The organism is Gordonibacter sp. An230 (assembly GCF_002159915.1).
Classification (GTDB): domain Bacteria; phylum Actinomycetota; class Coriobacteriia; order Coriobacteriales; family Eggerthellaceae; genus Rubneribacter.
This window is the reverse complement of the sequence record NZ_NFJP01000013.1, coordinates 87821-112120: the sequence shown is the minus strand read 5'-3', so window position 1 is coordinate 112120 and position 24300 is coordinate 87821. Positions and strand designations below refer to the sequence as shown.

General features: G+C 66.0%; 21 protein-coding genes, 2 tRNA genes, 1 rRNA gene, 1 other RNA gene and 1 riboswitch. Of the genes, 5 read left to right on the top strand and 20 right to left on the bottom strand.

Annotated elements, in window-relative coordinates; all coding sequences use genetic code 11:
• Positions 1 to 348: ribosomal RNA gene (locus B5F40_RS08735) — 16S ribosomal RNA — on the bottom strand; the annotation flags it as partial.
• 635 nt (positions 349 to 983) lie between these two features.
• Between B5F40_RS08735 and B5F40_RS08725 the strand changes: the two genes are divergently transcribed.
• Complete coding sequence (locus B5F40_RS08725; protein ID WP_087193939.1) at positions 984 to 2399, top strand: CCA tRNA nucleotidyltransferase; 1416 nt, start codon at positions 984 to 986, stop codon at positions 2397 to 2399.
• A gap of 175 nt (positions 2400 to 2574) precedes the next feature.
• Positions 2575 to 3294 (top strand): CDGSH iron-sulfur domain-containing protein, encoded by a 720-nt coding sequence (locus B5F40_RS08720; RefSeq protein ID WP_224759209.1) that lies wholly within the window; start codon positions 2575 to 2577, stop codon positions 3292 to 3294.
• A gap of 87 nt (positions 3295 to 3381) precedes the next feature.
• Here the strand turns inward: B5F40_RS08720 and B5F40_RS08715 are convergent.
• Both B5F40_RS08715 and B5F40_RS08710 read right to left on the bottom strand, forming a co-directional pair.
• Positions 3382 to 3458, bottom strand: a tRNA-Glu gene (locus B5F40_RS08715).
• A 27-nt stretch (positions 3459 to 3485) separates the two neighbouring features.
• Positions 3486 to 3559, bottom strand: a tRNA-Gln gene (locus B5F40_RS08710).
• Between the two features lie 391 nt (positions 3560 to 3950).
• Here B5F40_RS08710 and B5F40_RS08705 point away from each other — a divergent pair.
• Positions 3951 to 5591 (top strand): amidohydrolase, encoded by a 1641-nt coding sequence (locus B5F40_RS08705; RefSeq protein WP_087193938.1) that lies wholly within the window; start codon positions 3951 to 3953, stop codon positions 5589 to 5591.
• A 19-nt stretch (positions 5592 to 5610) separates the two neighbouring features.
• On the opposite strand, the gene B5F40_RS08700 is transcribed toward B5F40_RS08705, so the two are convergent.
• The 5 genes from B5F40_RS08700 to thiC all read right to left on the bottom strand — a co-directional run bounded on the left by B5F40_RS08700 (position 5611) and on the right by thiC (position 10229).
• Positions 5611 to 6375 (bottom strand): aminoglycoside 3'-phosphotransferase, encoded by a 765-nt coding sequence (locus tag B5F40_RS08700; RefSeq protein WP_087193937.1) that lies wholly within the window; start codon positions 6373 to 6375, stop codon positions 5611 to 5613.
• Positions 6376 to 6382: 7 nt separating this feature from the next.
• Positions 6383 to 7174, bottom strand: a complete 792-nt coding sequence (gene thiD, locus B5F40_RS08695; RefSeq protein WP_087193936.1) for a bifunctional hydroxymethylpyrimidine kinase/phosphomethylpyrimidine kinase — start codon at positions 7172 to 7174, stop codon at positions 6383 to 6385.
• A 107-nt stretch (positions 7175 to 7281) separates the two neighbouring features.
• The gene (thiE, locus tag B5F40_RS08690) at positions 7282 to 7932 is read right to left on the bottom strand and encodes a thiamine phosphate synthase (protein WP_087193935.1); all 651 of its coding nucleotides are present in this window, start codon (positions 7930 to 7932) and stop codon (positions 7282 to 7284) included.
• 10 nt (positions 7933 to 7942) lie between these two features.
• Positions 7943 to 8779 carry a hydroxyethylthiazole kinase gene (gene thiM, locus B5F40_RS08685; RefSeq protein ID WP_087193934.1) on the bottom strand — a complete coding sequence of 279 codons (837 nt, stop codon included), beginning with the start codon at positions 8777 to 8779 and terminating at the stop codon, positions 7943 to 7945.
• Between the two features lie 109 nt (positions 8780 to 8888).
• Complete coding sequence (gene thiC / locus B5F40_RS08680; RefSeq protein ID WP_087193933.1) at positions 8889 to 10229, bottom strand: phosphomethylpyrimidine synthase ThiC; 1341 nt, start codon at positions 10227 to 10229, stop codon at positions 8889 to 8891.
• Positions 10218 to 10345, bottom strand: a riboswitch (TPP riboswitch). Its footprint overlaps the gene before it by 12 nt.
• A 360-nt stretch (positions 10346 to 10705) precedes the next feature.
• On the opposite strand from thiC, the gene B5F40_RS08675 reads away from it, so the two are divergent.
• Positions 10706 to 10924: a helix-turn-helix domain-containing protein gene (locus tag B5F40_RS08675; RefSeq protein WP_087193932.1), complete on the top strand. Its 219-nt coding sequence runs from the start codon at positions 10706 to 10708 to the stop codon at positions 10922 to 10924.
• Positions 10925 to 10960: 36 nt separating this feature from the next.
• On the opposite strand, the gene B5F40_RS08670 is transcribed toward B5F40_RS08675, so the two are convergent.
• A complete protein-coding gene (locus tag B5F40_RS08670; RefSeq protein ID WP_087193931.1) occupies positions 10961 to 11593 on the bottom strand; it encodes a thiamine diphosphokinase in 633 nt (210 codons plus the stop codon).
• Positions 11594 to 11852: 259 nt separating this feature from the next.
• On the opposite strand from B5F40_RS08670, the gene rnpB reads away from it, so the two are divergent.
• Positions 11853 to 12212: RNase P RNA component class A (gene rnpB, locus B5F40_RS08665), an RNA gene on the top strand.
• Between the two features lie 111 nt (positions 12213 to 12323).
• Here the strand turns inward: rnpB and B5F40_RS08660 are convergent.
• From B5F40_RS08660 to B5F40_RS08610, 11 genes are all read right to left on the bottom strand, one after another.
• Positions 12324 to 13136, bottom strand: coding sequence for a DivIVA domain-containing protein (locus B5F40_RS08660; protein WP_087193930.1), 813 nt, complete (start codon positions 13134 to 13136; stop codon positions 12324 to 12326).
• A gap of 49 nt (positions 13137 to 13185) precedes the next feature.
• A complete protein-coding gene (locus B5F40_RS08655) occupies positions 13186 to 13446 on the bottom strand; it encodes a YggT family protein (protein WP_087193929.1) in 261 nt (86 codons plus the stop codon).
• 40 nt (positions 13447 to 13486) lie between these two features.
• Positions 13487 to 14356: a cell division protein SepF gene (gene sepF / locus B5F40_RS08650; RefSeq protein ID WP_087193928.1), complete on the bottom strand. Its 870-nt coding sequence runs from the start codon at positions 14354 to 14356 to the stop codon at positions 13487 to 13489.
• A 72-nt stretch (positions 14357 to 14428) separates the two neighbouring features.
• Complete coding sequence (locus tag B5F40_RS08645) at positions 14429 to 15133, bottom strand: YggS family pyridoxal phosphate-dependent enzyme (protein WP_087193927.1); 705 nt, start codon at positions 15131 to 15133, stop codon at positions 14429 to 14431.
• Between the two features lies 1 nt (position 15134).
• Positions 15135 to 15980, bottom strand: a complete 846-nt coding sequence (locus B5F40_RS08640; RefSeq protein ID WP_087193926.1) for a polyphenol oxidase family protein — start codon at positions 15978 to 15980, stop codon at positions 15135 to 15137.
• 14 nt (positions 15981 to 15994) lie between these two features.
• Complete coding sequence (ftsZ, locus tag B5F40_RS08635; RefSeq protein WP_087193925.1) at positions 15995 to 17131, bottom strand: cell division protein FtsZ; 1137 nt, start codon at positions 17129 to 17131, stop codon at positions 15995 to 15997.
• 1271 nt (positions 17132 to 18402) lie between these two features.
• Positions 18403 to 19434 (bottom strand): cell division protein FtsQ/DivIB, encoded by a 1032-nt coding sequence (locus tag B5F40_RS08630; protein ID WP_087193924.1) that lies wholly within the window; start codon positions 19432 to 19434, stop codon positions 18403 to 18405.
• Complete coding sequence (murB, locus tag B5F40_RS08625) at positions 19388 to 20314, bottom strand: UDP-N-acetylmuramate dehydrogenase (protein ID WP_087193923.1); 927 nt, start codon at positions 20312 to 20314, stop codon at positions 19388 to 19390. The genes B5F40_RS08630 and murB overlap by 47 nt, the downstream gene beginning before the upstream one ends.
• Positions 20315 to 20321: 7 nt before the next feature.
• Positions 20322 to 21761, bottom strand: a complete 1440-nt coding sequence (gene murC / locus B5F40_RS08620; RefSeq protein ID WP_087193922.1) for a UDP-N-acetylmuramate--L-alanine ligase — start codon at positions 21759 to 21761, stop codon at positions 20322 to 20324.
• 126 nt (positions 21762 to 21887) lie between these two features.
• Positions 21888 to 23012, bottom strand: a complete 1125-nt coding sequence (gene murG, locus B5F40_RS08615) for an undecaprenyldiphospho-muramoylpentapeptide beta-N-acetylglucosaminyltransferase (protein ID WP_087193921.1) — start codon at positions 23010 to 23012, stop codon at positions 21888 to 21890.
• 3 nt (positions 23013 to 23015) lie between these two features.
• Positions 23016 to 24293, bottom strand: coding sequence for an FtsW/RodA/SpoVE family cell cycle protein (locus B5F40_RS08610; protein WP_087193920.1), 1278 nt, complete (start codon positions 24291 to 24293; stop codon positions 23016 to 23018).
• Positions 24294 to 24300 lie beyond the last annotated feature (7 nt).

Sequence of the window (24300 nt, the reverse complement as noted above, 5' to 3'; positions counted from 1 at the left end):
CCTCCCGTAGGAGTCTGGGCCGTATCTCAGTCCCAATGTGGCCGGTCGGTCTCTCAACCCGGCTACCCGTCGAAAGCACGGTGGGCCGTCACCCCGCCGTCTGCCTGATGGGCCGCGGCCCCATCCCCCTCCGCCTGGGCTTTGGCCCGGGCCCCATGCGGGGCCCGGGCGTCATCCGGTATTAATCGCGGTTTCCCGCGGCTGTCCCGGAGAGGGGGGCAGGTTGGCCACGTGTTACTCACCCGTTCGCCACTCTATGTCCGCCCGAGGGCGGTTTAACCGTTCGACTTGCATGTGTTAGGCACGCCGCCAGCGTTCATCCTGAGCCAGGATCAAACTCTCCGTTTGAGATGGCGGGGCCTCCCCCGCCGGAGTCTCGATCTTGGCGCCTCTCCGCGGGCCCTCCCCTCGGGGCGGGCCGCGCGGCCGTCTCGGAATCGACTCGTCGTCGACTGGCTTTTCCTTGCTCCTCAGTATCCGGTTCTCAAGGTTCCCGCGGGGCCCTCCGGGCCCCTCCGCTCCGGCCTTCCGCCGAAGCGCGAGGAGATATGTTACCCGCCCGCCTCCCCGCTGTCAAGAACTTTTTTCCAAGTTCTCGGAAGTTTTTTTCGATCGATCCGTTGAACATCTCTCTCGAAAAGCCGGGGAACCGGCTCTGCGTTTCTCTCCCCGAAAAACGCAGCTCGAATATAATACTCACTTGGCCCTATGAGCGCAAGACCCAATTTTCAAAATTTTGAAAAAAGTTTGGGCGACACCGAAGAAGCACGCGATTCGCCTCTCCGAACTGCGAAAACCACGAACAGACAAGCCGGTGGCTTTGTCCGGCAGATGCTGCCACTCGATCCTCTGCGCCAACAGAACAGTTGCGTCGTCGGCAAGGCGCTCCAAAAGAGCAAGCAGAAGCCCCAGCGCGACGAAACGCCTCGCTTCTATTAGTATAAGGAGCATGAGAGCCGACCGAACACGAAGGAGCGTCCGCGATGTCAGAACCCGCCAGCCAAAAGAAAGACGCTGCGCAGCCCGCCGCCGTCATCGCACTGCCTCCGACCGCCCTTTGCGTGCTGGACGTCCTCGAGGGGGCGGGGCACGAGGCCTGGGCCGTGGGCGGATGCGTGCGCGACGCATTGCTTGGACGTCCGAGCGGCGACGTGGACGTGGCCTCCTCGGCAACATGGCGCGAGGCGCAACGGGCCTTCGAGGCGCGGGGTTTGCGCACGCACGAGACGGGGACGAAACACGGCACGCTGACGGTGATAGCAGACGGCTCCCCCGTCGAAGTGACGACCTATCGCGCAGACGGACCCTACGACGAGGATGCCCGGCATCCGAAGTCCGTGTCGTTCGTGCGCTCCATAGAAGAGGACCTTGCACGCCGCGACTTCACCATGAACGCGCTCGCCTACCACCCCCGGCGTGGTCTGCTCGACCCGTACGGAGGGCGGGCCGACCTTGATGCGGGAATCATTCGAGCCGTCGGCGATCCGGCGCGGCGCTTCTCTGAGGACGCGCTTCGCATCCTGCGAGCCTGCCGGTTCGCCGCGCAACTCGGATTTCGCATCGAGGAGAAGACTTTCGAGGGCATGCTGGCGAACAAGGGCTTGCTTGTGCGCGTGTCGACCGAGCGGACAACGCGCGAGATCGAAAAGCTGCTCGTCGGACGGTTCGCAGGATCGGCGCTGCTCTCGTGCGTCGACGTGCTGGCCGCGGTGCTGCCCGAGCTCGTGGCCATGAAGGGGTTCGATCAGCGCACCCCCTACCACGTGCACGACGTCCTCGAGCATACGGCCCACGTCGTCGATGCGACGCCGCCGCAGCCGCTCGTGCGCTGGGCCGCGCTCTTCCACGACATGGGCAAACCGGCTCTGTTCTTCGCCGACGCGCGCGGCATCGGGCATTTCTACGGCCATCCGGCCCTCAGCGCGTCGATGGCCCGCGGGGCGATGGCGCGGCTCTCGCTCTCCTCGGCGTTCGCCGCACGGGTGCTCGAACTGGTGAGGCGCCACGACGACGCCCTCTCCCCCACGCCGAAGTCGGTGCGCCGAATGCTTGCAAGCCTTGGCGGCGACGTCGAGCTGTTCCGCGCGCTGTGCGACCTCAAGCGCGGCGACGCAGCCGGACAGGCACCCTTCTGCCGAAGCCGCATCAAGGAGGTCGACGCGGTCGAAGCGCTGCTCGACGACATCCTCGCAGCCGACGAGGCGTTCTCGCTTGGACACCTCGCCGTGAACGGACGGACGGTCCTCGCGCTCGGAGCGGAGCCCGGCCCGATCGTGGGACAGGCGCTCGACGCGGCGCTCGACGCCGTGATCGACGGCGAAGCGCCCAACGACCCCGGAGCCTTGCGCGCCTTCCTCGCCGAATGGCTTGCCGAGCACGCCGACAAAGCGCGGTCGTGACGGCAGGTTGACCGGGCCTTGACGCTTTCCCTCGAAAGCAAAGGGCGACGCGCCGTCCCTCCTATACTTGCCTCGTTCAACCCAAACGAGCGAAAGCGAGGAACGCATGCCCTCCATCTCCGCACCGACAGCGACGCGCCCGACCGCCGAGCGGCAGCCCGTCGCAGAGCAGCGCATGAGCATTGCCATTTCGCCCGACGGGCCGTACCTCGTGAGCGGGGGCGTCCCCCTGATCCAGCAAGCCATCATGCCGACAGGCGGCCACTACGAGTACCGCACCGTGCGCACGTTTCCTCCCCAAGAGGAGTACGCGCTGTGCCGCTGCGGGCGCTCGAACGAGGCCCCGTTCTGCGACGGCACGCACCGCCGCGTCGGCTTCGACGGCGCCGAGACGGCCTCGCGAGCGCCGTTCGACGAGCGCGCCGACGTCTATCCCGGACCCCGCGTGACGCTGCTCGACGACGGCCGCTGCGCGTTCGCCCGCTTCTGCCATCGCGAGGACGGCGACGCCTGGACCCTCACCGAGCTCTCCTTCGACGAGCGCCTCGAACGCGAAGCCGTGAAGGCGTCCTCGGACTGCCCGGCCGGACGCCTCGTGCACGTGGACGCCCTCGAGGGAACCAGGTACGAGCCGCGCCTCAAGCCGTCGATCGCCGTGCTCGAGGACGTGGAGGAAGGCGTCGGCGGCCCGCTGTTCGTGCGCGGCGGCATTCCGCTTGCGAGCGCGGACGGGTCGGAGTACGAGCTTCGCAACCGCTATGCGCTATGCCGTTGCGGAGCCTCGGGGAACAAGCCCTTCTGCAACGCCATGCACGCGGCCATCGGATTCGACGACGGATTGGAGGAACGGGCCGCCGAGTCCGAAGACCCCGCAGACGACGCGCGCAAACGCTGAGCGAACGCGAAAGCCTTGCCTCGTGATGCAGACGATGGCGAAAAAGGGAAAGGCCGGAAGCGAAACCGCTTCCGGCCTGTAGCGTCCTGGTAGCTCCGACCGGATTCGAACCGGCGACCTCCGCCTTGAGAGGGCGGCGTCCTAAACCGCTAGACGACGGAGCCACATCATTGCGCTTCTCTTGTCGGAAATGGCTGGGGTGGAAGGAGTCGAACCCTCACATACGGCACCAGAAACCGCTGTCCTGCCATTAGACGACACCCCATCGGATTCCCGATGCGCATCCTGCCACTTCAAAAGCAAGGTGCGAGCGCGAGCAAGTATATTACGGGGTGCGCGTCGAATCGTCAAGCCCTGTTTTCGATTTTTTTCAGAAAGCCGCCGAAAACCCTTTCGGCCCTTCCGTCCGAACCCAGTGCCGGACGCAAGACCGTAAGCGTGCACGGCCTTGCGCCCGCCGAGGCGTACGACCACGCCGCTCGCCTCGACGAAGCGCCGTCCGAAGACCGAAAACCCTCGCATAGGCCCGCATGCCGTTTCGCCCCGCGCTCGCGAGGCGTACAATGGCGGCTGCGCGACGCGGAAGGCTCGGATGATGAGCGGAGCGCAAGACGACGATGCGAACGCGCAGCGGCACGTTCGGAAAGGAGCAACGTATGCGCATCGACACGATCATCGAGAGCGAGCGCGTGTTCACCGGCGGCGACGCGGTCATGCCGGCGGCAGTGGCCATCTCAGGAGACCGCATCGCCGCCATCGGGCCGCGCGAAGAGATGCGCGCGCTCGCACGGGAGACGAACGGCAACGCGGCGGCTCCCGAGGTGCGCGACTTCGAAGACGCGCTCGTAGTGCCGGGCTTCCACGACTCGCACCTGCACTTCTTCCACTCGGCCGTGTACGCGTCCGCGCTTGCAACCACGTTTCTGGGAGAGAGCGAGGCCGACTGCGTGGCGCGCATGAAGCGCTTCGCCGAGCGCCGCCCGACAGGCTGGCTGCTCGCCCAAGGATGGCGCGAGTACCGCTGGAACCCTCCCGTCATGCCCACGAAGCGCTCGCTCGACGAGGCCTTCCCCGCGCGCCCCGTGGCTTTGTATTCGGGCGACGCCCACACGCTGTGGCTCAACTCGACCGCCTTGCGCGAACTGGGCCTGACGCGCGAGAGCGAGCCGCCCGCAGGAGGGTCGTACGACCGCTTCGAGGACGGCGAGCTGACGGGCGTCGTGCGCGAGGCGGCCGCCATGGAGCTTATGCCAAGGATCATGGGTGCCTTCTCCGATTCCGAGGTTGCCGACGCCTACCGGGGCTTTCTCGCCAAGCTGGCGCAAAACGGCGTGACGAGCGTATGCGACATGTCGCTCATGGCGCATCCCGGGCTCGACTTCATCCGCGACGACGTCCATGCGGCGCTGCTCGCTCGCGGCGAGCTGACGGCGCGCGTGCACCTCTTCCCCACCCTCCTTGCCGACATGGGGCGCTTCGAGGCCATGCGGGAGGCGTACACGGGCCCGATGCTTCAGGCGTCCGGCTTCAAGCAGTTCTTCGACGGCGTGTCGAGCCAGCACACGGCCTGGGTGACCGAGCCGTACGCGAACGCACGCTTCGAAGGCGACTGCGGACGGCCCACCGTGGACGCGCAGACGATGCGCTCGCTCGTGATGGCCACGGCGGCAAAGGGATTCCCCGTGCGCATCCACACGATCGGCGACGCGGCCATCCACGCGGCGCTCGACATCTTCGAAGAGGCCCGCGCGACGTACGGCCCTTTGCCCGAAGGGCGGCGCAACTGCCTGGAGCATGTGGAGAACTTCCTGCCGGACGACGTGGAGCGGCTCGCCGCGCTCGATGTGGTGGCGGCCGTGCAGCCGCCGCACATGACGCTCGATCCCGGCGGTCCCGAGCGCGATTTGGGAGCCGAGCGCGCGAAGCTCATGTGGCCGTTCCGCACGCTTCTGGGCACGGGTGCGACGCTCGCGTTCGGAACGGACTCGCCGGTGGTGGGCGTGAACTCGATGGACGTGCTGTACAGCGCGACGGCGCGGCAAGATCCGGCCACGCACGAGCCGGCGGGCGGATGGCTGGCCTCCGAGCGCATCGGGATGGCCGAGGCCCTGCGCGCCTACACGCAGGGCAGCGCCGCGGCCGCCGGACGCGCGCACGAACTGGGGACGCTCGAGCCGGGCATGCTGGCCGACGTGGCGGTGCTCGACCGCGACGTGCTCTCGTGCGCGCCCGACGACGTGCAGAAGACGCGGGTGCTGGCCACGTTCACGGGAGGGCGGTGCGTGTTCGAGGCGTGATCGGGATCTGAAAGGGGCCTCATCCGTCCAGGCAGGAGATAAGGCCCGCCACCTCTATGCGCGCGGGATCGATGTCGGCGGCGCCGTACGCGTCGAAGAACGCATCCCCGTACGCGTCGGTGCCCAGGTTGTAGCGCAGCGTCCATCGACCCCAGTACAGGTCGTAATGCCGATCCCCCCGGCCGGCCATCCCCAGGTCGATGAACCCGGCGAAGCGGTATTCGCCGTCGAAGAACACGTTCGGCAGGCAGAAATCGCCGTGGACGACCACGTCGTCTTCAAGCAGACGGGCCCCTGCCCGGATGCGCTCGTAGATGCGGTCGATGTCCGTTTCTCCGATGGCGCGCGCCATGACCTCGTCAAGCTCGCGGGCGCGATGGTTCCGCTCCACACGCGCGAGCATGTCGGCTGCGCTGTTGGAGAACGGGCAGTCCCCGATGCCGCGGTCGTGGAAATCGCGCAGCGCCCTGCCGAGCGCGCGGGCGAGGCGATCGGGATGCGACATGAGCTGCGAGCTGACGGCGGGCGAACCCGGCAGCGGGCGCATGAGCAGACGATCCCGCTCGCCGCTCTCGTAGCCCAAGGCCTCGGGCGCAAGGCCGAGCGGATGGAAGAAGCGAAGCGCCTCGTGCTCTCGCCTCAAAGAGCCCGCCTCTCCCGACTTCAGGTAATAGCAGCCGTCGTCGGCATCGAGGCGCACGGTGAGGGCGCCCGACGAACCGCTCACGTCTCGAACCTTTTCGGGATGCCGCGCCTCGAACGCGCATGCGCTCGCAACGTCCATAGAAGCCCTACCTCCCTCCCCACGCCCACATGTGGTCGAGGGGGCCGCTGCCGCGCCCGAGGTTGAGCCCGGCGGCCAGCGCGCCGGTGACGTACGCCTTGGCGCCCGCCACGGCCTCGGCCATGTCCTTCCCCGCGGCCAGCCCGCACGCGATGGCCGACGACAGCGTGCAGCCGGTGCCGTGGGTGTTTCCCGTGTCGATGGCGGGGGCGCGGAACCACCGCACCGTGCCGTTGGGAAGGGCCAGCACGTCGTTCGCGTCGTTCGCGCCGTGGCCGCCCTTCACGAGCGCCGCCCCGCCGCACATCCCGATCAGCTGGCGGGCGGCGCGCTCCATCGCGGCCTCGTCGGCGATGGGAAAACCGCACAGCACCTCGGCTTCGGGGATGTTGGGCGTGACGACGTCCGCAAGCGGCAGCAGGCGGGCGCGCAGAGCGGCCACGGCATCCTCGTCGATGAGGCGCGCGCCGCTCGTGGCCACCATCACGGGGTCAACCACGACGTTGCGCGCACCGTAGGCCGCAAGCCGCTCGGCCACGGCCTCGATGATAGCGGCCGACGACACCATGCCGATCTTCACGGCGTCGGGCCGGATGTCGTCGAACACGGCGTCGATCTGGGCTGCCACGAACGCCGGCTCCACCTCGCGCACGCCGGCGACGCCGAGGGTGTTCTGCGCCGTGATGGCCGTGATGGCCGTCTCAGCGAACAGCTTGTGGGCGGCGATGGTCTTGATGTCGGCCTGGATGCCGGCGCCGCCGCTCGAATCGGATCCCGCGATGCTGAGCACTGCTTTCATGATGTCGTCCTTTCTTCGGCCGCTTCGCACGGCCGCTCGGAGCAGAAGGGTCGAAGGCGGGCGAACGTTCGGATGCCTTCGGGGCGCGCCGCACAAGGCGCGAAACGCTACGCCCCCAACGCCTCCCGCACGACCGCGCGCAGCTGGTGGGCCGCGCTTTCGATGTCGTCCGCTGCGAAGAGGGCCGACACCACGGCCGCCCCGTCGGCTCCGCTGCCCGCGAGCGCGGGCAGCGTGCGCGCGTTCAGCCCGCCGATGGCGACGACGGGGATGGTCACCGCCGCACAGATGACGGAAAGCCCGTCCACGCCCGTGACGACGGCATCCGTTTTCGTGGGCGTGCCGAACACCGCGCCCGCGCCCAGATAGTCGGCCCCGGCCTTTTGCGCCGCGAGCGCCTGCGCCGCCGTCTGCACCGACACGCCCACGACGGCATCCGGACCGAGGGCGGCCCGCGCCTCGGCGCATGCGGCGTCGCCCTGCCCCACATGCACGCCGTCGGCCCCCGCGAGCAGGGCCGCCTCCACGTCGTCGTTCACGATGAGCGGAGCGCCCGCCGCGCGGCACAGCGGCAGCAAAGCGCGCGCCTGCGCCGCCACGGCGGCGGTCGAGGCCCCTTTCTCGCGCAACTGAACGCAGGTCGCGCCGCCCGCGAGCGCTGCCGCGACGCAGTCGGCGAGCGTACGCCCGCCGAGCCACGAGCGATCGGTCACCGCATAGAGCGCCATGGCGCGACGAAGGTTCTCCCGCGAATGCACAGCCGCCCCCTTACGCCAGCTCTTCCACGCGCGCGCCCGCTTCGAGCGCGTCGCCGCCCAGGTTGAACAGCGCGTCGAGCAGGTAGGTGCGAAACGACCCGTTGCCGTCAAGGCCGCCCATCCGCTCCTCGGCGACCTGGCCTGCAAGCCCCATGCCGGCCACGGCGGCCACTTGGGAATCCAAGAGCGCATCGGGGTTCGCCACCGCGAACGCGGCGCACACGCACGACAGCATGCAGCCCGCGCCCGTGATGCGGCCCATGAGCGCACTGCCGTTGCGGATGGCGAAGGCGTGCTCGGCGTCGGCCACGACGTCGATGGCGCCGGTGATGGCCACGACCGCGCTGGTCTTCGCGGCGAAGGCGCGCGCGAACGCGGCGCTCGCGGCCAAGTTGCCCTCGGTGACGGCGTCGTCCGGGCACACGTCCACGCCGCGGGTGGAGGCCGCGCCGCCGGCGAGCGCCTTCACCTCGGACATGTTGCCGCGAATGACGGACACGGACAGCCGGTCGAGCAGGTCGCCCGCCGTCTTCGTGCGCAGCGCCGACGCGCCAACGCCCACGGGATCGAGCACGATGGGGTGCCCGAGCTCGCCCGCGCGCTCGCCGGCGGCGAACATGCCCGCGATGGAGCGCTCGTCAAGCGTGCCGATGTTGAGCGTGAGCCCGCCGCAGATGGTTTGGATATCGCGCACGTCGGCGGGCTCGTGGCTCATGATGGGGCTCGCGCCGATGGCCAGCAGCGCGTTCGCGCAGTCGTTCACCGTCACGTAGTTCGTGATGTTGTGCACGAGCGGCGTGGTCGCACGGACGTTGTTCAGAGCGTTCTTCAGAGCAAAGGGGGTCATAGTCGTTCTTCTTTCTGATAGTCAGATAATTGCAGGGTAAGGCTGGCACCGCACGGGATCCTTCGACTCCGTGCCTGCGGCGCTCCGCTCAGGATGACAAAGAGGAAGGTTATTCTTGTCCCAAATCAACTGTCAAGCCATCCATGATTTGGTTCACCGTGCGCATGGCGCACATCTCGCCGCACATCGTGCAGGTGCCCTCCGTGGAGGGCGGCGCGCTCTCGTAGAAGCTGCGCGCCTTCGCGGGATCAAGCGCGAGGTCGAACATCTCGTCCCACGCCACGCGGCGGCGGGCATCGCTCATGCGGTTGTCGCGATCGCGCGCGCCGGGCAGACCCTTCGCGATGTCGGCGGCGTGCGCGGCGATCTTCGTGGCCACGAGGCCTTCGCGCACGTCCGCCGCATCGGGCAGACGCAGATGCTCGGCGGGCGTCACGTAGCACAAAAAGTCCGCGCCCGAGGCGGCGGCCACGGCCCCGCCGATGGCAGCCGTGATGTGGTCGTAGCCCGGCGCGATGTCGGTGACGAGCGGCCCGAGCACGTAAAACGGCGCGTCGTGGCACAGGCGCTTCTCCAGCTTCATGTTGGCGGCGATCTCGTCGAGCGCCATATGGCCCGGCCCCTCCACCATCACCTGCACGCCCGCGTCCCATGCGCGGCGCACGAGCTTGCCGATCTCGATGAGCTCGGCGATCTGGCCCGCGTCGGTGGCGTCGTAGGTGGACCCGGGGCGCATGGCGTCGCCCAGGCTGATGGTGACATCGTGCTCGTGCAGGATGGCAAGCACCTCGTCGTAGAACTCGTAGAACGGGTTCTCGTTGCCGGTGGCCTCCATCCAGGCGAAGATGAGCGACCCGCCGCGGCTCACGATGTTCGTGAGGCGGCCCGCCTCGCGGAAGCTCTCGATGGTGCGCCGGTTCATGCCGGCGTGGATGGTGACGAAATCCACGCCGTCTTCGGCGTGCGCGCGCACCACGTCGAGGAAGTCGGCCGCTTTGATGCCCACGAGGGGTTTCTCCAGGTAGCCGATCGCGTCGTACATCGGCACGGTGCCGATCATGGCCGGCGACCGCTCGATGAGAGCGCGCCGGAACGCGGCCGTCTTGCCGCTGTTCGACAGGTCCATGATGGCCTCGGCGCCCAGCTCCAGGGCCACGTCGACCTTCTTCCATTCCTCGGCCTCGCAGGCGACGTCGCCCGAGATCCCCAAGTTTACATTCACCTTCGTGCGCAGGCCGCCGCCCACGCCCTCGGGCGAGAGGCTCGCATGGTGGATGTTCGCGGGGATGGCGATGCGCCCGGCCGCCACGCCCTCCCGGATGAACTCGGGGTCGCGCCCCTCCTTCTCGGCCACGGTGCGCATGGCCGGCGTGACCACGCCCGCGCGGGCGTGGTCGATCTGCGTGACGGGTGCAGGATTGCCGCGCGCTGCGGCGCTGATCTGCGTCATAGAGCTCCCTTCGTTGGCATTACCCATGTCAGGTTCGTCGGGTCGAAGCGTGTGCCGGCGCTTCCTCTCAGCCCGCCCGTCGCCTCAGCGAACAGCAAGCTCCCCGGATATGAGGTTGTAAAAACCTTCGGGCTGATTATACTCCGACATTCAGCCGTATGCGCCGAACGTTCCGATCATTCGCATGAGCGGTTATCGGAAAGAGCTAACCAACGCTGCCGGCAATCCCAACCATTCCAATTCCGAAAAACACCGTGAACAGAAGCCTTACCAAAAATATAACAACGGCAATGAGCAAAACCGCAAGGAACGCCCCTATCGTGAAGCGAAACCCGTCTATGACCCGGATGCCTCGATCCTGATTCTGACCCTGATCCATCGCAAACCCTCCAATCCATTCCTGTCTCAAATATCCCAAATTGGGATATTTCACTTTATACCATATTGTTTTCCGCGTGGACGCGAACAGGAACAGAATGGTCGGCGATTGCCTGCGGAAGTTGCGGGTAGAAACAGGTTTGACTCAGATGCAACTCTCAGAGCGCTTGGGAAAGGCCCAGTCCTACGTATCGAAGATCGAGACCGGGGAGCGCAGCCTGCACCTGCACGAATTGTTCGATTACGCCCATGCGCTCGAAATCCCCTTCGACGAAATCACTTCGACAATAGGCAAACGGCTGGAAGAACGCCCGTAGTGTCGCACGTCGCATTCCCAAACGGCAAACGCAGCGTTACCCCAACGGATGGAAGACGCAAAGGGTGCCCTTCTCAACGGCAACGACGGCAGGTTGACCCGTCAACTCGTTGGACAGCCCGCGAGAGGTGCGCGCGGAAAGAGGCTCGTCGTCAATGGAGTAGAGCAAACCCGACTCGATGACGCCTTCCGCTTTATCGCTCATCGACAACACCGACACCGTGCCCGCATCCAGCCCTTCCGGCAGCTCGAACACATCGGGGCCGGTGAGGAGCCGCACGGCGAAATCGCCGCCGATGCCGGTGACGAGAACGTCCCGTTCCGAGAACTTCGCGAACAGCTGCAGATTCGCGACCGTATGGTCGAGCCGCCCCGACAGCGCCCCGTACACAAAAAGCTCGCCATGCCCCCAATCGACGGCTTTCTCCATGGCAAGCTCCATGTCGCTTTTGTCCTTCTTTATAGGGTGACGCGACACGCGGCGACACTTCGGCACGTATCCGAGCGAGTCGAAGTCGCCCACGGCCATGTCCGGCGCCACGCCGATGCCCTCGAGGTGCGCGAACCCCGCATCGACGGCGATGACGAAGCTGAACGCGCCCGCCTCGCGGCGCGCGACGAAATCGGCGGCGTTGAAATCGGCGGCCCCTACGAGCGCGCAGGTCTTCATAAGCGAACCCCTCTCTCGGAAAACCGGAAAACGCTTTGTCGGGAAACAGCAAAGCGATACCTACCGGCAACCACGCAAAACCCCTGTGATCGGCATCGAATTTTGCCAGAATACCATATGCGCGTCCGAACGCGAACCGCATCCGGCGAAGAAAGACATGCGCACGGCAAGCGCGATTCCGAACAGCATCGACCCGCGAAAGGCGGCTGGAGAGGATTCTTCTCGCGAACGCAGCCTCCGCATGCTAGAATACCGTACGCGAGCGGGCCAGGCGGCCGCGCACCGCGGTGCGAGGAAAGTCCGGGCTCCACAGGGCAGGATGCCAGCTAACGGCTGGGCGGGGCGACCCGACGGACAGTGCCACAGAAAAGGAAACTCCCCCGCGAACACGCGCTTCGGCGCGCGGCAACGGGAGAAAAGCTGAAACGGTGCGGTAAGAGCGCACCAGCGCGTCGGCAACGGCGCGGCTTGGAAAACCCCATCCGGAGCAAGCGCAAATAGGAACGCGACACGGTTGCCCGTCGTGCGTTCGGGTTGCGTGCTTGAGGCGCTTGGCGACAAGCGTTCGAGATAAATGGCCGTCCAACGACAGAACCCGGCTTATCGGCCCGCTCGCCTCGACGACAGCGAACCGCATTTCGGCGCAGCGCACGCACGAAAAGGCCCTCGCGCTCCAACAGCGAGGGCCTTCTGCATTACCGCATGGGTCGCCACTACTCCAACGAAGATGCTAGTCGATCTCTTCGAACTCGAAATCATCGTCAGCGTCACCGAAACCGGAGAGGTCTTTCTCGACTCCCGAGGGTTTCGGCGTGGCGGGCGCCACGACTGCACCCGCAGTCGTTTGCGGCGTGGTATAGCCACTGGTACCGTCCCGGTTGATGGGGACTTGGGCCGAAGAGCCCGCATGGCTCGCCGACCCATCCTCTGCGGCAGCGGTCGGACGGGCATGGGCACTCGTCGACACGATGCTCTGAGAGGGAAACGAACCGCCGATCTCCGCCAGCTTGCGCGTGGCGTCATTGATGAAGTCGGAAAGCAACTCTTGGTACTCCTCGCGCGCATCCTCGCGATCATCCTCGAGCTTCTTGATGGCGTCGAGCACCTTCTGCTTCTCGGTTTCGGCCTTGCCCACAATGCGCGCGGCTTCCTCCTCGGCCTCTTTGACCGTAGCGGCAGCCTGGGCATTCGCATTGGCGATAATCTCATCGGCGGAACGCTGAGCAATAATGAGCGCCTGGGCGATCGCGTTGTCATCGGCTTTCTTGGCCTCGAGCTGACGCTCGAGCTCGGCAATGCGCTCGTCCTTCTCCGCAAGGGCGCTCTCGTCGGCTTCGACAACGGGAGCCTCGACTCGAGCCGGCTTGTCGAAGCCGTCGAAGCGACTGTCCTCAAGCTGGTTCTCAAGCTGGGCGATTTGAGCATTCATGCCGTCGATCTCGTCGGCGACACGCTCGAGGAACACGTCCACTTCGTCGACATCGTAACCCTTGCGGTCGATCGAGAAGCTTTGGTTGTGAATCTCAGCCGAGGTTATTGCCATCTGTCGTCCCTTCGTCCTGTCCGCACCTGCACGAACACGATTCTATGCATTAAAACAAGTTTATCAGCAAACGTACTCCTAATTGTAATACAAGCAGGGCTATGATGGGAGTGACGTCCACCATACCTCCAAGCGGGGGTATCATCCTTTTGAAGAGGTTGAGATACGGATCGCAGACCTTCGAAAGCACGTTGTTGATGTCCGCGAGGATGCCCCGGTCGGTTGGAAACCACGACATGAGCACGTACACGAACAGCAGCATGCTGTATGCGTCGGCAAGCGATACGATAAGGTACTTCAGGCTCAGCACGGAACAGGCTCCTTCGATCTATCCTGATGGCGCGTGGCCATCACAGAACTCCTTGGTTACGAAGGCTCGCGCGTTCGGATTCGGTGAGTCCCGAGCCGCGCGCGATGACAAACACCTTGTCGGCCACGCAGTCAACGCTCGCATCGAGGGCGCTCGATACGCCGAACGAGAAATCGAGAATGCGCTTCGCCAAAGCATCGGGCGTGTTGCGCAACGCGAGCACAACTGCGTCGCCGGCCTTGAGCGCCTTCGCGATGCGCTCGACCTCGCCGTAGCTGGCAGGCTTGAGCACCGTGAGCGAGCGCGAAGGATCATGCTTCGCCGACCCTGTTCCGGTGAGCGCCTCATAGGGGTCGAACGACGTCGCCGAAGCAGACGAGGCTGCAGGAGCGGATGCGGCGGAGGAGGCTTCCTCCGCCGTGGAGGAAAACAGCGCATTCAGGCTCTCCGAACGTTCGCGGGCCGAGGCGGAGGCAGCGCGAGCGTTGGGGGTGTTTGCGGGCACCGGCGTATCGGCATCGACCATCGTGCGCTCGCGCAGCGGGCTCGAAGTCACACGACGCGGCGGGAGAGGATCGCGGGTGAGGCTCTCGGGAACTTGCGTACGAGCGCGAACGTCATCGATCGAGACGAGTTTCGGAGGAACCACCCCGGCTCCACGAGAAGAGGCGCGCGCCCGGGATGCACGGGCCGGCCGCGTCGTGATGGGAGCATAGGGATCGTAGCGCGAGCCAGGCGCATCATCGTCGCGATCATCGACCGCAGCGTAATCGTCGCCGTACTCACCGTAATCGCCGTCGTAATCGTCGTCGTAGTCATCATACCCTTGGCCCGCATTGGCAAAGCCAAGCTTGGATTTGATGCCGTCGAGCACTCCATGCTCCGATTTCTTGATCTTTGGCAGCTCCATACCGTCACACCTGCTTCGTTTCATCCGGCGGTCGAACCGCCGTTGCGTTTCACGTTGCCGAACCGCGCATGGTCATGAACGAGGATCCCCTCCGAAAGAGTCATCGAAGAGGGCTCGACCGATGCGCACTATGGTAGCGCCCGCCGCCACGGCCTCGCGCCAATCTTCGCTCATGCCCATAGAAAGATCATTGAACTGCGCCGCGCGCTCGCCGTCAAGGCCGCTCCTGAGCTCATCGCGCAGTCGCGCAAGCCCTTCGAAGCACTCCCGTGCCATCGCGAGATCGCCCTGTGGGGCCATCGTCATGAGGCCACGCACGCGCACATGGGGCAAAGACGCACAGCGCGCGAGCATCGCGGAGACATCCTCGGGCGCCAGGCCGCTCTTACTGGCCTCGCCCGACACGTTCACTTCCAGAAGAACGTCCTGAACCTTGCCGACCTCTGCAGCCGCCGCCTCGAACTTCGCTGCGTGACGCTCCTGGAAAAGCGAGTGGACAAGCGTCGAGGACCTCACAATATCGGGAATGCGACGCGATTGGATGTTGCCGATAAAGTGCCAAGCTTGTCCAGGAAAGCGCGCGGACCTCTCCAGGAGAGGATCCGGACGATTCTCGCCGAAGTCGCGCACGCCGGCTGCGATCGCGCGGCCCAACGCGTCGGCGTCAGCCGCCTTCGACACTGCGACCACGCGCACCTCGCGCGGATCACGCCCCACCTGCGCGCAGCAAGCGGCCACATCGGCGAGCACGCGTTCGTAGCGCTCTTGGAATCCCATATCAAACCTCCCGAAACGCCACCGCGCCGTGGCGTCCGCAGACGCCGCCCTCAGCACGGAAGGAATAGTATTTTTCGGACTCGCACTTGGTGCATGCGCTCGCATGGACGATGCGCTCGGACACGATCCCAACGTCCAAAAGGTCGCGTCTGAGCGCATCGAACAGATCGATATGGCGCTCGTCAGGGCAGACAGCCTCGCCGAAGCGCTCGACAAAGCGTGCGCGCACGTCCTCTCCCGTCTCGAAGCACCTAGAGCAGATGTGCGGCCCCACGTACACGTTGAAGCCGCCTTCAGCCCGCTCGCCCACTTCCTCAGCGTCTCGCTCCGCCATCAACCTCACGACCTTCGTCGCGATGCCACCCACGACGCCGCGCCACCCCGCGTGCACGACCGCAAAGCGGCCGGTGGGCGACACGATGACGACGGGGAGGCAATCCGCGAAGCACAAAAGCGCCGCCACGCCTGGAACCGCCACAGCAACGGCGTCGGCGCCCGCACGCGCCTGGGCACGCGCAGCCTCCACGACCTCGGGTGCGGCATCGCCCACATCCACCACAGCATCGCCGTGCACCTGGCTCGGCACGACAAGGGGCAGCCTGTCGGCGCCAAGGGCCTCGAGGAGGAGCGCGCGATTGCGGTCGACAGCCCGCGCGTCATCTCCAACATGGTCGCCGAGATTGAGGGAAGCGAAAGGCGAAGCGCTCACACCGCCTTCGCGGCCGGTGAACGCCACGCGCACCCCCACGGTTTCGAACAGAGCGTCGTCGGTGAGCGCGGGAAGAGAACGCGCGCCGAAACGGCGCGCGTTCAGATGCGGAGCTGGCAAGCGGCAGATCGCGTCCATGCGGCGAACGTTCGCTACCGTTGGCGCTTGAGGAAGTCGGGGATGTAATCCTCGTCGGCGAAACGACCCGATGCGGAGCCGGATCCCGAGTACGACGAATACGTCGGAGCGCTCGCCGCTTGCACGGCAGGCTCGGGGGCGGCGGTCGAAGCGAACAGGTCCTTGCGCGAGAAATCCATCGAAGACTGCTGCGGAGCGCCCATCTTGAAGCCCGTCGCTATAACGGTGATACGCACCTGGTCCTGCATGCTCTCGTCGATGATCTGACCGTAGATGATGTTTGCGTTCTCGTCGGCGCACGCTTCGACTGTGCGAGCGGCCTCATCGACCTCGGTCAACGTGAGGTCGGGACCACCTGCGATGGAGAACAGGACACGCGACGCGCCAGCGATGGACGCTTCGAGCAAGTTCGAGTTCGTAGCCTGCTGGGCGGCGTCGAGCGCGCGATTCTCTCCCGATGACAGCCCGATGCCCATCATGGCAGTGCCGGCATCCTTCATGACCGTGCGGATGTCGGCGAAGTCGAGGTTGATGAGGCCCGGAATGGTGATGAGGTCCGTAACGCCCTGGATGCCCTGTCGCAGCGTGTCGTCGGCGATGCGGAACGCATCGAGCATGCTCGTCTTCTTGTCGACGATCTCGAGCAAACGGTCGTTCGGGATGACGATGAGGGTGTCAACCTTCTGCGATAGGAGATCGATGCCCTGCTCCGCCTGGTTGCGGCGGGTGCGTCCCTCGAACGAAAAGGGCTTGGTGACGATGCCAACCGTGAGCGCGCCGATCTCCTCGCGCGCGATCTCGGCGATGATGGGCGCGGCGCCCGTGCCCGTGCCGCCTCCCTCGCCGGCCGTGACGAACACCATGTCCGCCTCGGCGAGGGCCTCGCGAATCTCGGCGCGGCTCTCCTCGGCCGCCTGGCATCCCACTTCGGGATTCGCACCGGCGCCAAGACCGCGCGTCAGCTCCTCGCCGATGTGGATCGTTTTGTCGGCATCCGACATGAGCAGCGCCTGGCGATCGGTGTTCACGGCGATAAACTCCACGCCGCGCACGCCGGCCTCGACCATGCGGTTCACGGCATTCGTGCCGCCGCCACCGACGCCGACGACCTTGATGACCGCCAAATGCTCGGAACCTATCTTGTTTGGCATTGTATCCTCCACACCTGCTGCGATTTCAAATGCTGCGTTTCCCTTCGTGGGTACACTCACGTGCGGTTATTGTACACGATGACAACCCATTTGCAAATTGCGCTGTGACAATGAAAACCGCACGTCCACAATACGAAATCCGCACACGGCGCAAACGGCAACGACAAAACGGTGGACGGTTTCGCAACGCCCCCTCCTTCGCATCGCCTCGGCGTCTGCTCTTCGGCGTTTGCAACGACCCGGCCCTTCTCGCAACATCGCGTCCAAAGGTCGCAAACACGCCCAGGCCGCCCTGCCGGCTGCGAGCTTCGGCCACATCGTCCTTCGGATTTCACCCCCGCCTGAAAAGCGGGGCCGGATCACGGCTATGCCCCACGCGTCGCCCTCAACGATCGACGTACCCTCCCCGCGCGGAGAGGGTGCCGAAAACGCCATCGACGAGGAACCGCCGGCCCGGAAGGCCCCAACCGCCGCCAAACCAAGATCGGCAAAGGCCATGCAGGCCCGCCGCGCGAAACCCCGCCGGCATTCGAAAGAGCCCTCGCCCAGCGCAGCGGCCTCCGCCCGCACGGTCGCAAGGGGCTCGAGCCGGAGCACGAAAAACGCCGGCTCACGTCGATTTCGGTTGAACGGCGGACGAACCTCTTTTGCGGCGAAATTCACCAGACCGCTACCGAGACGACCGGTGTTTTTCACTCCTGGACGGCTGCACGCGGCGTTGCCAGATTGAAAAGATCGACGCAGCGATCACGCCAGCGAAAGACCCGCAAGCACCCTCCTTTCGCCCGCCCACCGGCAGCAAAGCGAAATCTTTTGCGCAAGAATCACCCCAGCAGCCGCAAGGCGCACCGAGGCCCTCCCCTTCGGCGCGTCCGCGGACCCGCGTCCTTTCCGACATCGACTTGCCTCCGAACGCCGAACGCCCCTGCGAAGCAGGCTGTTCGAGCAGCAGGAGCGAGAAGACGGAAAGGCAAAGGAGAGAACGGCAGCATGCGAAGGGGAGGCGGCCGTATGGAGGAGCATGCTGCTTGGCAGCATGACGACGCCCAAGTCGCCCGAGCGCCGCGCGCAACGCGTAGAGGAAGCGACACGCAGAATCCGGGGGCGCGGGATCGTCTGAGGCGGCATCGAAGCGCTGATCCTTTTGTCGATGGGGGGGGGCACAGACGCACGGCGATGCCGCGGCAAATCGGATCCCGGACAATGGCCCGGAGCTCGGGTGTCGGCAGCGCGCGACGGCGCCGACACGGCGTGGAGCATGAGCAGGGTTCCTACGACGGAGAGCGCCAGGTGGGCCGATCGACCACGCGCACGTTGATGTAGACGACGTCGGGATGCTCTTCCATGATCTTGAGGCAAACTCGCTCTTTGTCACGGATGTTCTCGGCCGAGCCGAACACGATCTCGACGCCGCTCTCGAGCGTGAGCGTGGTCGACTCCGTCTCCGTGGCGGCGACGGCGCGCACCTGCCCCGCCAGATCGGTGGTCATACCGGCGACGATGGACAAAGCGTTGTTGACATTCGCATCGGTGCAGTACGCGCCCGTCGCAGGGCTCGTCCCGTATGGGACATCGACGATGCGCAGCACGCTCTCGGCATCCTCGTACACTTTGGGGCTGACGCTCTTGCCGGCTTCGGAGTCCCTCGGAGGGATGGGCATGAGCCACATGCCGTCCGAAGCAACCGCCCAGTCCTGCGTGGACTCGGCGTCCTCCGTGGGAACCTCGACGACGGCGGCGATGGTGCGCTCGACGACGACGAGCTCGAGCGTATGGGGGAACACGCGCCGCACCTCGACGCTCTCCACCCATGCGTCCTTGAGCAAGCGGTCGCGAATAGCGCCCGTGTCGACGCGCAGAAGCGTCGTGTCCGCAGGCACGGCGGCGAGTTCGGTCATCTCGGTGGCGGTCAGATGCTCCACCCCGCTAACTTGGACGCTCTCGATGGCGAACGCATCGGAGACGTAGAGCGCCGCGCCGCCTGCCACGAGCGCGAGCAGAAGCGCGCCAACGATGGAGAGCCGCACGAGATGACGCCGATAGACGCGTTGGGCGCGGGCGTTGCGCTCGACACGGTCAAGATCGCCTACGCGCACTGACGACAGAGGCTGGCGTGTCTGAGTTTGAGGCTGCGTGCGACCGGACCCCGCGCCCCGGCGCTTCGGCAGCTGGCCGCCAGGGATGGCCCGGTAGCCGCCCAAAGAGGAGGAGCGCGCAGACGAGGGACGGGAGGCGCCCCGAGTGCGCGAGGACGCCTTACGCGAACCCGAGGAAGCGGACTTCCGGTTGTAGTTCGATGCCATACGCCTCGTACACCTCACGTTGTGCCAGTTCGATCAGATCCCTCACGTCGCGGGCCGTGGCGCCCCCCGAATTCACGATGAAGTTCGCGTGAACCTCGGACACCTGCGCTCCGCCGATGCGGCGCCCCTTGAGGCCGACCTCCTCGATGAGCGCACCCGCCGAGTATCCCTCGGGATTGCGGAACACGCTTCCGCACGAAAGGCCCGTCTGCGGCTGCGTCTTCTTGCGGCGCGCATGCGAGGCTTCCATCTTACCGCGGATGAAGAACGGGTCGGCAGGCTCTACGGAAAGTTCGCATTCCACGATCACTTCGTCCGAGCGAAACGAGGTTCGCCGATACCCCCATGCGATCTCATCGCCAGCACGACGCACGAGACCCTCGTCAGGAGAGAGCGTGGTCACCGACACCACGCGCGAACCGATCCACTCCTCGCGCGTTCCGGCGTTCATGCGCAGCGCTCCGCCCACGGTGCCCGGAGTGCCCACGGCGAACTCGAGGCCCGCAAGCGATCGGCGAAACGCCTCTTGCACCACTGAGGACAGCGGCACGCCCGCACCCACGCAGAAGCGCCTCGTCTCCTCGTCGAGGCGGCAGGTGCGAAAATCACGCCCGAGCGTCACCACCACGCCGGAATACCCCTCGTCGGCAACGAGCAGGTTCGAGCCTCGCCCCACGGCCGTCCACGGCACTCCAGTACGCGCGCACGTCTCCACGAGGTGTCTGAGCGCGCCCACGGAGCCCACCTGCACGTAAAAGCGCGCCGGCCCGCCGATGCGATACATGGTATGACGAGACATAGGTTCGTTTGGATACACGTCGCCGTCGAACGCGTCGTCAACGAGGAGCGCCTCGAGTTCGGAGGTGTGCCGTGCGGTCATCGAGGCATCACTCCGCCTCGTTGGTTCGCGCACCCGCGATGGCCTCCGCGCGCGCGAGCGCATCGAGAAGCTGCGGGCCGATGGCCGTTACGTCGCCTGCGCCCATCGTGACGAGCAGATCCCCCGGTTCGAGAACAGAGGTCAAGTGCGGAACCACCTCGATGCGGCGCGGCACGTAAGCGGCGTCGGGATGCCCCGGATGATCGAGCACCACGTTCAGGAAGGTCTTTCCGCTCACACCGGGCACAGGCGCCTCGCCTGCAGGGTACACGTCCATGAACGTGACGGCGTCGGCCGCGTCGAACGCGGAGGCGAACTCGTCTTTCAGCACCTCGGTGAACAGCGGCGCGCGCGAGTAGCGATGCGGCTGGAACAACACGTGCACATGCGCATAGCCAAGACGCGAGGCCGCCTCGATGGTGGCCCTGATCTCCGTGGGATGGTGCGCGTAGTCGTCCACCACGGTGACGCCGGCCGCCTCGCCCACCAGATCGAAGCGGCGCTTGACGCCCGCAAAGCCCGCAAGCGCCTCGGCGGCCGCGCCCGGATCGTATCCGAGCGCCCACAAAAGCGCGATGACGCCTGCGGCGTTCAGGACGTTGTGACGGCCGGGATTTTGCTTGACGCGACCCGCAACCGAACGCCCGTCTGGCAGCGAGAGCGAAAAAGAGCTGCCCACACCGCACGGCTCGAAGGAGCTTATGCGCACGTCGCAGCCCTCGCCGAAGCCGTAGGTCACCACGCGCCGGCGCGTGGAGCGCGCTACGCGCACGAGCGCCTCGTCCTCGCCGCACACGACGGCAAGCCCCCCTTCCGCTGGCACCGAGCCGATGAACGCCGAGAACTTCTCGTAAATCTCATCGAGGTCGCGGTAATGGTCGAGGTGGTCAGCCTCGATGTTGGTCACGAGAACGGCGCGCGGAGCAAGGAACGTGAACGACTTGTCGCTCTCGTCGGCCTCCACCACATAGTGCCGTCCCGTTCCCGAATGGGCGTTCGTGCCGTAAGCGCGCACGATACCGCCGATGAGAAACGTCGGATCCTCCCCCATAGCATCGAGGGCGCTCGCCAGCATTGACGAGGTCGTGGTCTTGCCATGCGTTCCGGCGACGGCGAGCGTTTCGAGCCCCATGCCGAGGTACGCGAGCATCTGGGCGCGGTGCCAGACGGCAAGGCCGCGCTCACGCGCCGCGATGAGCTCCGGGTTATTGTCGAGGATGGCCGTGGACACCACCACCACCGGATCGCCCTCGGGCAAGTTCGCGGGATCGTGCCCGATGCGCACCTCGACGCCAGCTTCGCGAAGCTGCTTGGTGTAGCGGCTTTCCTTAAGGTCAGAGCCGCTCACCCTCAGTCCTTGATCGAACGCCACGCGGGCGATGCCGCTCATGCCCACGCCGCCCACGCCGATGAAGTGGATGTGCTCGATGCTTCGCTGTGTGTCCATCTTCCGCCCTTCGATTCCTCGTGCTTTGCGAGCTCCCATTGTACCGCAGGGAGACGCGGCGGAGGCCGGGGACAACGCCGCGGCCCCGAATGCCCTGCTGCATCCTGCGTGCGAGAAAGCGTTGCGCTATCCACGTCCTCCCGTCGCGCCCCGCCCCGCCGCCCGCTCCACAGCATCGGCCAAGAGCGCGGCGGCATCTTGGGCCTTCTGCGCTCGGGCCGCCTCGGCCATGCGCCCGCGCACGTCCGCATCCCCCACGAGCACGCGAAGGGCGCTCTCGAACGCGGGGCCGTCGATCTCGGCGTCTGCGACCATGAAAGCCGCTCCGGCTTCCACGCAGGAGCGCGCGTTCATGGTCTGGTGGTCCTCGGTCGCATGAGGGAACGGAACGAGCAGCGCCGGCAGCGCGCGAGCGGATATCTCGGCGAGCGAGGTGGCTCCGGCACGCGAGACGATGGCGTCGGCTGCGGCCATGGCCTCGCCCATCCGATCGGTGAAGCCCATGAGATGCCACCGACCCTCCTCCTCGGGCGAGAGCGCGAGGGCCTCGGTCACCGCGTCGAGCTCCTTCGGGCCCGTCACATGCACCACGTGCAAGTCGGGATGCGAAAGCAGCATCTCCTTGCGCCCGACGACAGCCTGGTTGAGATGCCGCGCGCCCAAGCTCCCTCCGGTCACCAACAGCATGAGCGCGTCTCCGGGCACGCCGAACGCGACGCGGCCCTCGAAGCGCGTAGCCTCGAGCACGCTTGTGCGCACGGGATTGCCCGTCACAACCACATGCGAACGCGCATCCGCCGACAGCGCTTCGGCAGCCCTCTCGTAGGTGAGGCACACGGCGGCGGCGCGCTTGGCCAGATACCTGTTCGCCATGCCCATGACCGAGTTCTGTTCATGCACCACCACGGGGATGCCGCGCTGTTCGGCCGCGCGCGCCACGGGGATGCACACGTACCCCCCGAAGCCCACCACCACGTCGGGACGAACCTCGTCGAACCACGCGCGAGCGAGCCTCGTGCTCTTCTGGATCACCGCAAGGGCCTTCGGGAGGGTGAGCGGATGCGCGCGGTCGAACCCACGAGCCTCAAACGACGTGAACGGTATGCCCGCCTGCTCGACGAGCCGCGCCTCCACACCCGTGGGCGTCCCTGCGAAGCGCACGTCCCAACCGCGCCCGACCAGCTCCTCGGAAAGGGCGATCGCCGGGTTGATATGACCGGCGGTGCCGCCGCCGGAAAGCACTGCGAGCATTCTCTACCTCCTGTCAGAACCTGTCCCGCCCCGTCTTCTGCGGGTCGAAGCGGACGCGCTTTCTGCGTCGGATGCAGCGCGCACGACACGCAGGTCGGCCCGACGTCGCTCGTAGACGGTGGGGGCGGCGGCCTCCTTCGACACCGAGAGGATGAGGCCGACCATCGCCAACGTGGCAATGAGCGACGAGCCGCCGGACGAAACGAACGGCAAAGGCTTGCCCACCACGGGAAACCATCCCACGACCATCGCCATGTTGAGAAACGCCTGGAACGCGATCATGATGGTGAGGCCGCCCGCCACCATGGTTCCGAAGTTGTCTGCCGAAGAACGGGCGATGCGCATGCCGGCATAGAGAAACAGCGCGAACAGCACGATCACGACGAGCGCCCCCACGAGTCCCAGCTCCTCGGCGATGATGGCGAAGATGAAATCGGTGTCTGACTGGGTAAGGTAGAGGTACTTCTCATGCGAGTTGCCAAGACCCACGCCGAACACGCCGCCGCTTGCTATGGCGTAGAGCGAGTGGATGAGCTGGTAGCCGTTGCCGTAGCCCCCTTCGCCGTCGTTCCACGGGTTCAAGAACACCATCAGGCGCTCGCGGCGGTACTCCGTGCCGAAGATGCCCACCAGGCCCAGTGCCACCACCACGCCAACCACGACGAGCATGGTCCGCGCGGGAACCTCGCCCAGCCACATGACCGCGAGGATCCCCACGACGCAGATCATCGCGGTGCCAAGATCGGATTGCCTGGCCAAGATAAGCAGGATGGGTGCGAGCACGAACACGAAGACCTGCACGGAAAACGCCCGGAAGGGCAGCGCGCCATCGCGCAGGTCCGCGAACAGCCGCGCACCAACGAGCACGAGGGCGATCTTGGCGAACTCCGACGGCTGAAGGCTGAACGGGCCGAGCGCAAGCCATCGGCGCGCCCCCCATTCCTCGTCGCCCACGCCGATGAACATCGTCGCCACGAGCAAAACCGCCGCAAGGCCCCACACCACGTACACGAAGGGCCCGCGCCAGATTGAACAGGGCAGAAACTTCCAGATGGCCGCAGCGAGCACGATGCCGAGCACGGCATAGCGCAGCTGCCCGAGCACGTCGGCCATGGGATTGGCCGCGCCCGGCGCATCGGAATTCGCAAGCGTGATGACCGACGAGGTCGAGTAGATCATGACGAATCCGATGAGAACGAGCGCGAGCACACTCAAAAGCAAGATGATCTGCGGGACCATGATGTGCGCGGGAGCCTCCCGCCTCGTACGCGTCCAGGACATGGAAACC

Bases quoted from the DNA above. Each gene is read 5' to 3' on its own strand.
- thiD (WP_087193936.1), bottom strand. From the start codon at position 7,174: ATGAAAGCAGTGCTCAGCATCGCGGGATCCGATTCGAGCGGCGGCGCC.
- B5F40_RS08610 (WP_087193920.1), bottom strand. From the start codon at position 24,293: ATGTCCTGGACGCGTACGAGGCGGGAGGCTCCCGCGCACATCATGGTC.
- murG (WP_087193921.1), bottom strand. From the start codon at position 23,012: ATGCTCGCAGTGCTTTCCGGCGGCGGCACCGCCGGTCATATCAACCCG.
- ftsZ (WP_087193925.1), bottom strand. From the start codon at position 17,131: ATGCCAAACAAGATAGGTTCCGAGCATTTGGCGGTCATCAAGGTCGTC.
- B5F40_RS08645 (WP_087193927.1), bottom strand. From the start codon at position 15,133: ATGGGATTCCAAGAGCGCTACGAACGCGTGCTCGCCGATGTGGCCGCT.
- thiM (WP_087193934.1), bottom strand. From the start codon at position 8,779: ATGACCCCCTTTGCTCTGAAGAACGCTCTGAACAACGTCCGTGCGACC.
- sepF (WP_087193928.1), bottom strand. From the start codon at position 14,356: ATGGAGCTGCCAAAGATCAAGAAATCGGAGCATGGAGTGCTCGACGGC.
- murC (WP_087193922.1), bottom strand. From the start codon at position 21,761: ATGGACACACAGCGAAGCATCGAGCACATCCACTTCATCGGCGTGGGC.
- B5F40_RS08720 (WP_224759209.1), top strand. From the start codon at position 2,575: ATGAGCATTGCCATTTCGCCCGACGGGCCGTACCTCGTGAGCGGGGGC.
- B5F40_RS08705 (WP_087193938.1), top strand. From the start codon at position 3,951: ATGCGCATCGACACGATCATCGAGAGCGAGCGCGTGTTCACCGGCGGC.
- B5F40_RS08640 (WP_087193926.1), bottom strand. From the start codon at position 15,980: ATGGACGCGATCTGCCGCTTGCCAGCTCCGCATCTGAACGCGCGCCGT.
- murB (WP_087193923.1), bottom strand. From the start codon at position 20,314: ATGACCGCACGGCACACCTCCGAACTCGAGGCGCTCCTCGTTGACGAC.
- B5F40_RS08660 (WP_087193930.1), bottom strand. From the start codon at position 13,136: ATGGCAATAACCTCGGCTGAGATTCACAACCAAAGCTTCTCGATCGAC.
- thiC (WP_087193933.1), bottom strand. From the start codon at position 10,229: ATGACGCAGATCAGCGCCGCAGCGCGCGGCAATCCTGCACCCGTCACG.
- B5F40_RS08630 (WP_087193924.1), bottom strand. From the start codon at position 19,434: ATGGCATCGAACTACAACCGGAAGTCCGCTTCCTCGGGTTCGCGTAAG.
- B5F40_RS08700 (WP_087193937.1), bottom strand. From the start codon at position 6,375: ATGGACGTTGCGAGCGCATGCGCGTTCGAGGCGCGGCATCCCGAAAAG.
- B5F40_RS08675 (WP_087193932.1), top strand. From the start codon at position 10,706: ATGGTCGGCGATTGCCTGCGGAAGTTGCGGGTAGAAACAGGTTTGACT.
- B5F40_RS08725 (WP_087193939.1), top strand. From the start codon at position 984: ATGTCAGAACCCGCCAGCCAAAAGAAAGACGCTGCGCAGCCCGCCGCC.
- B5F40_RS08670 (WP_087193931.1), bottom strand. From the start codon at position 11,593: ATGAAGACCTGCGCGCTCGTAGGGGCCGCCGATTTCAACGCCGCCGAT.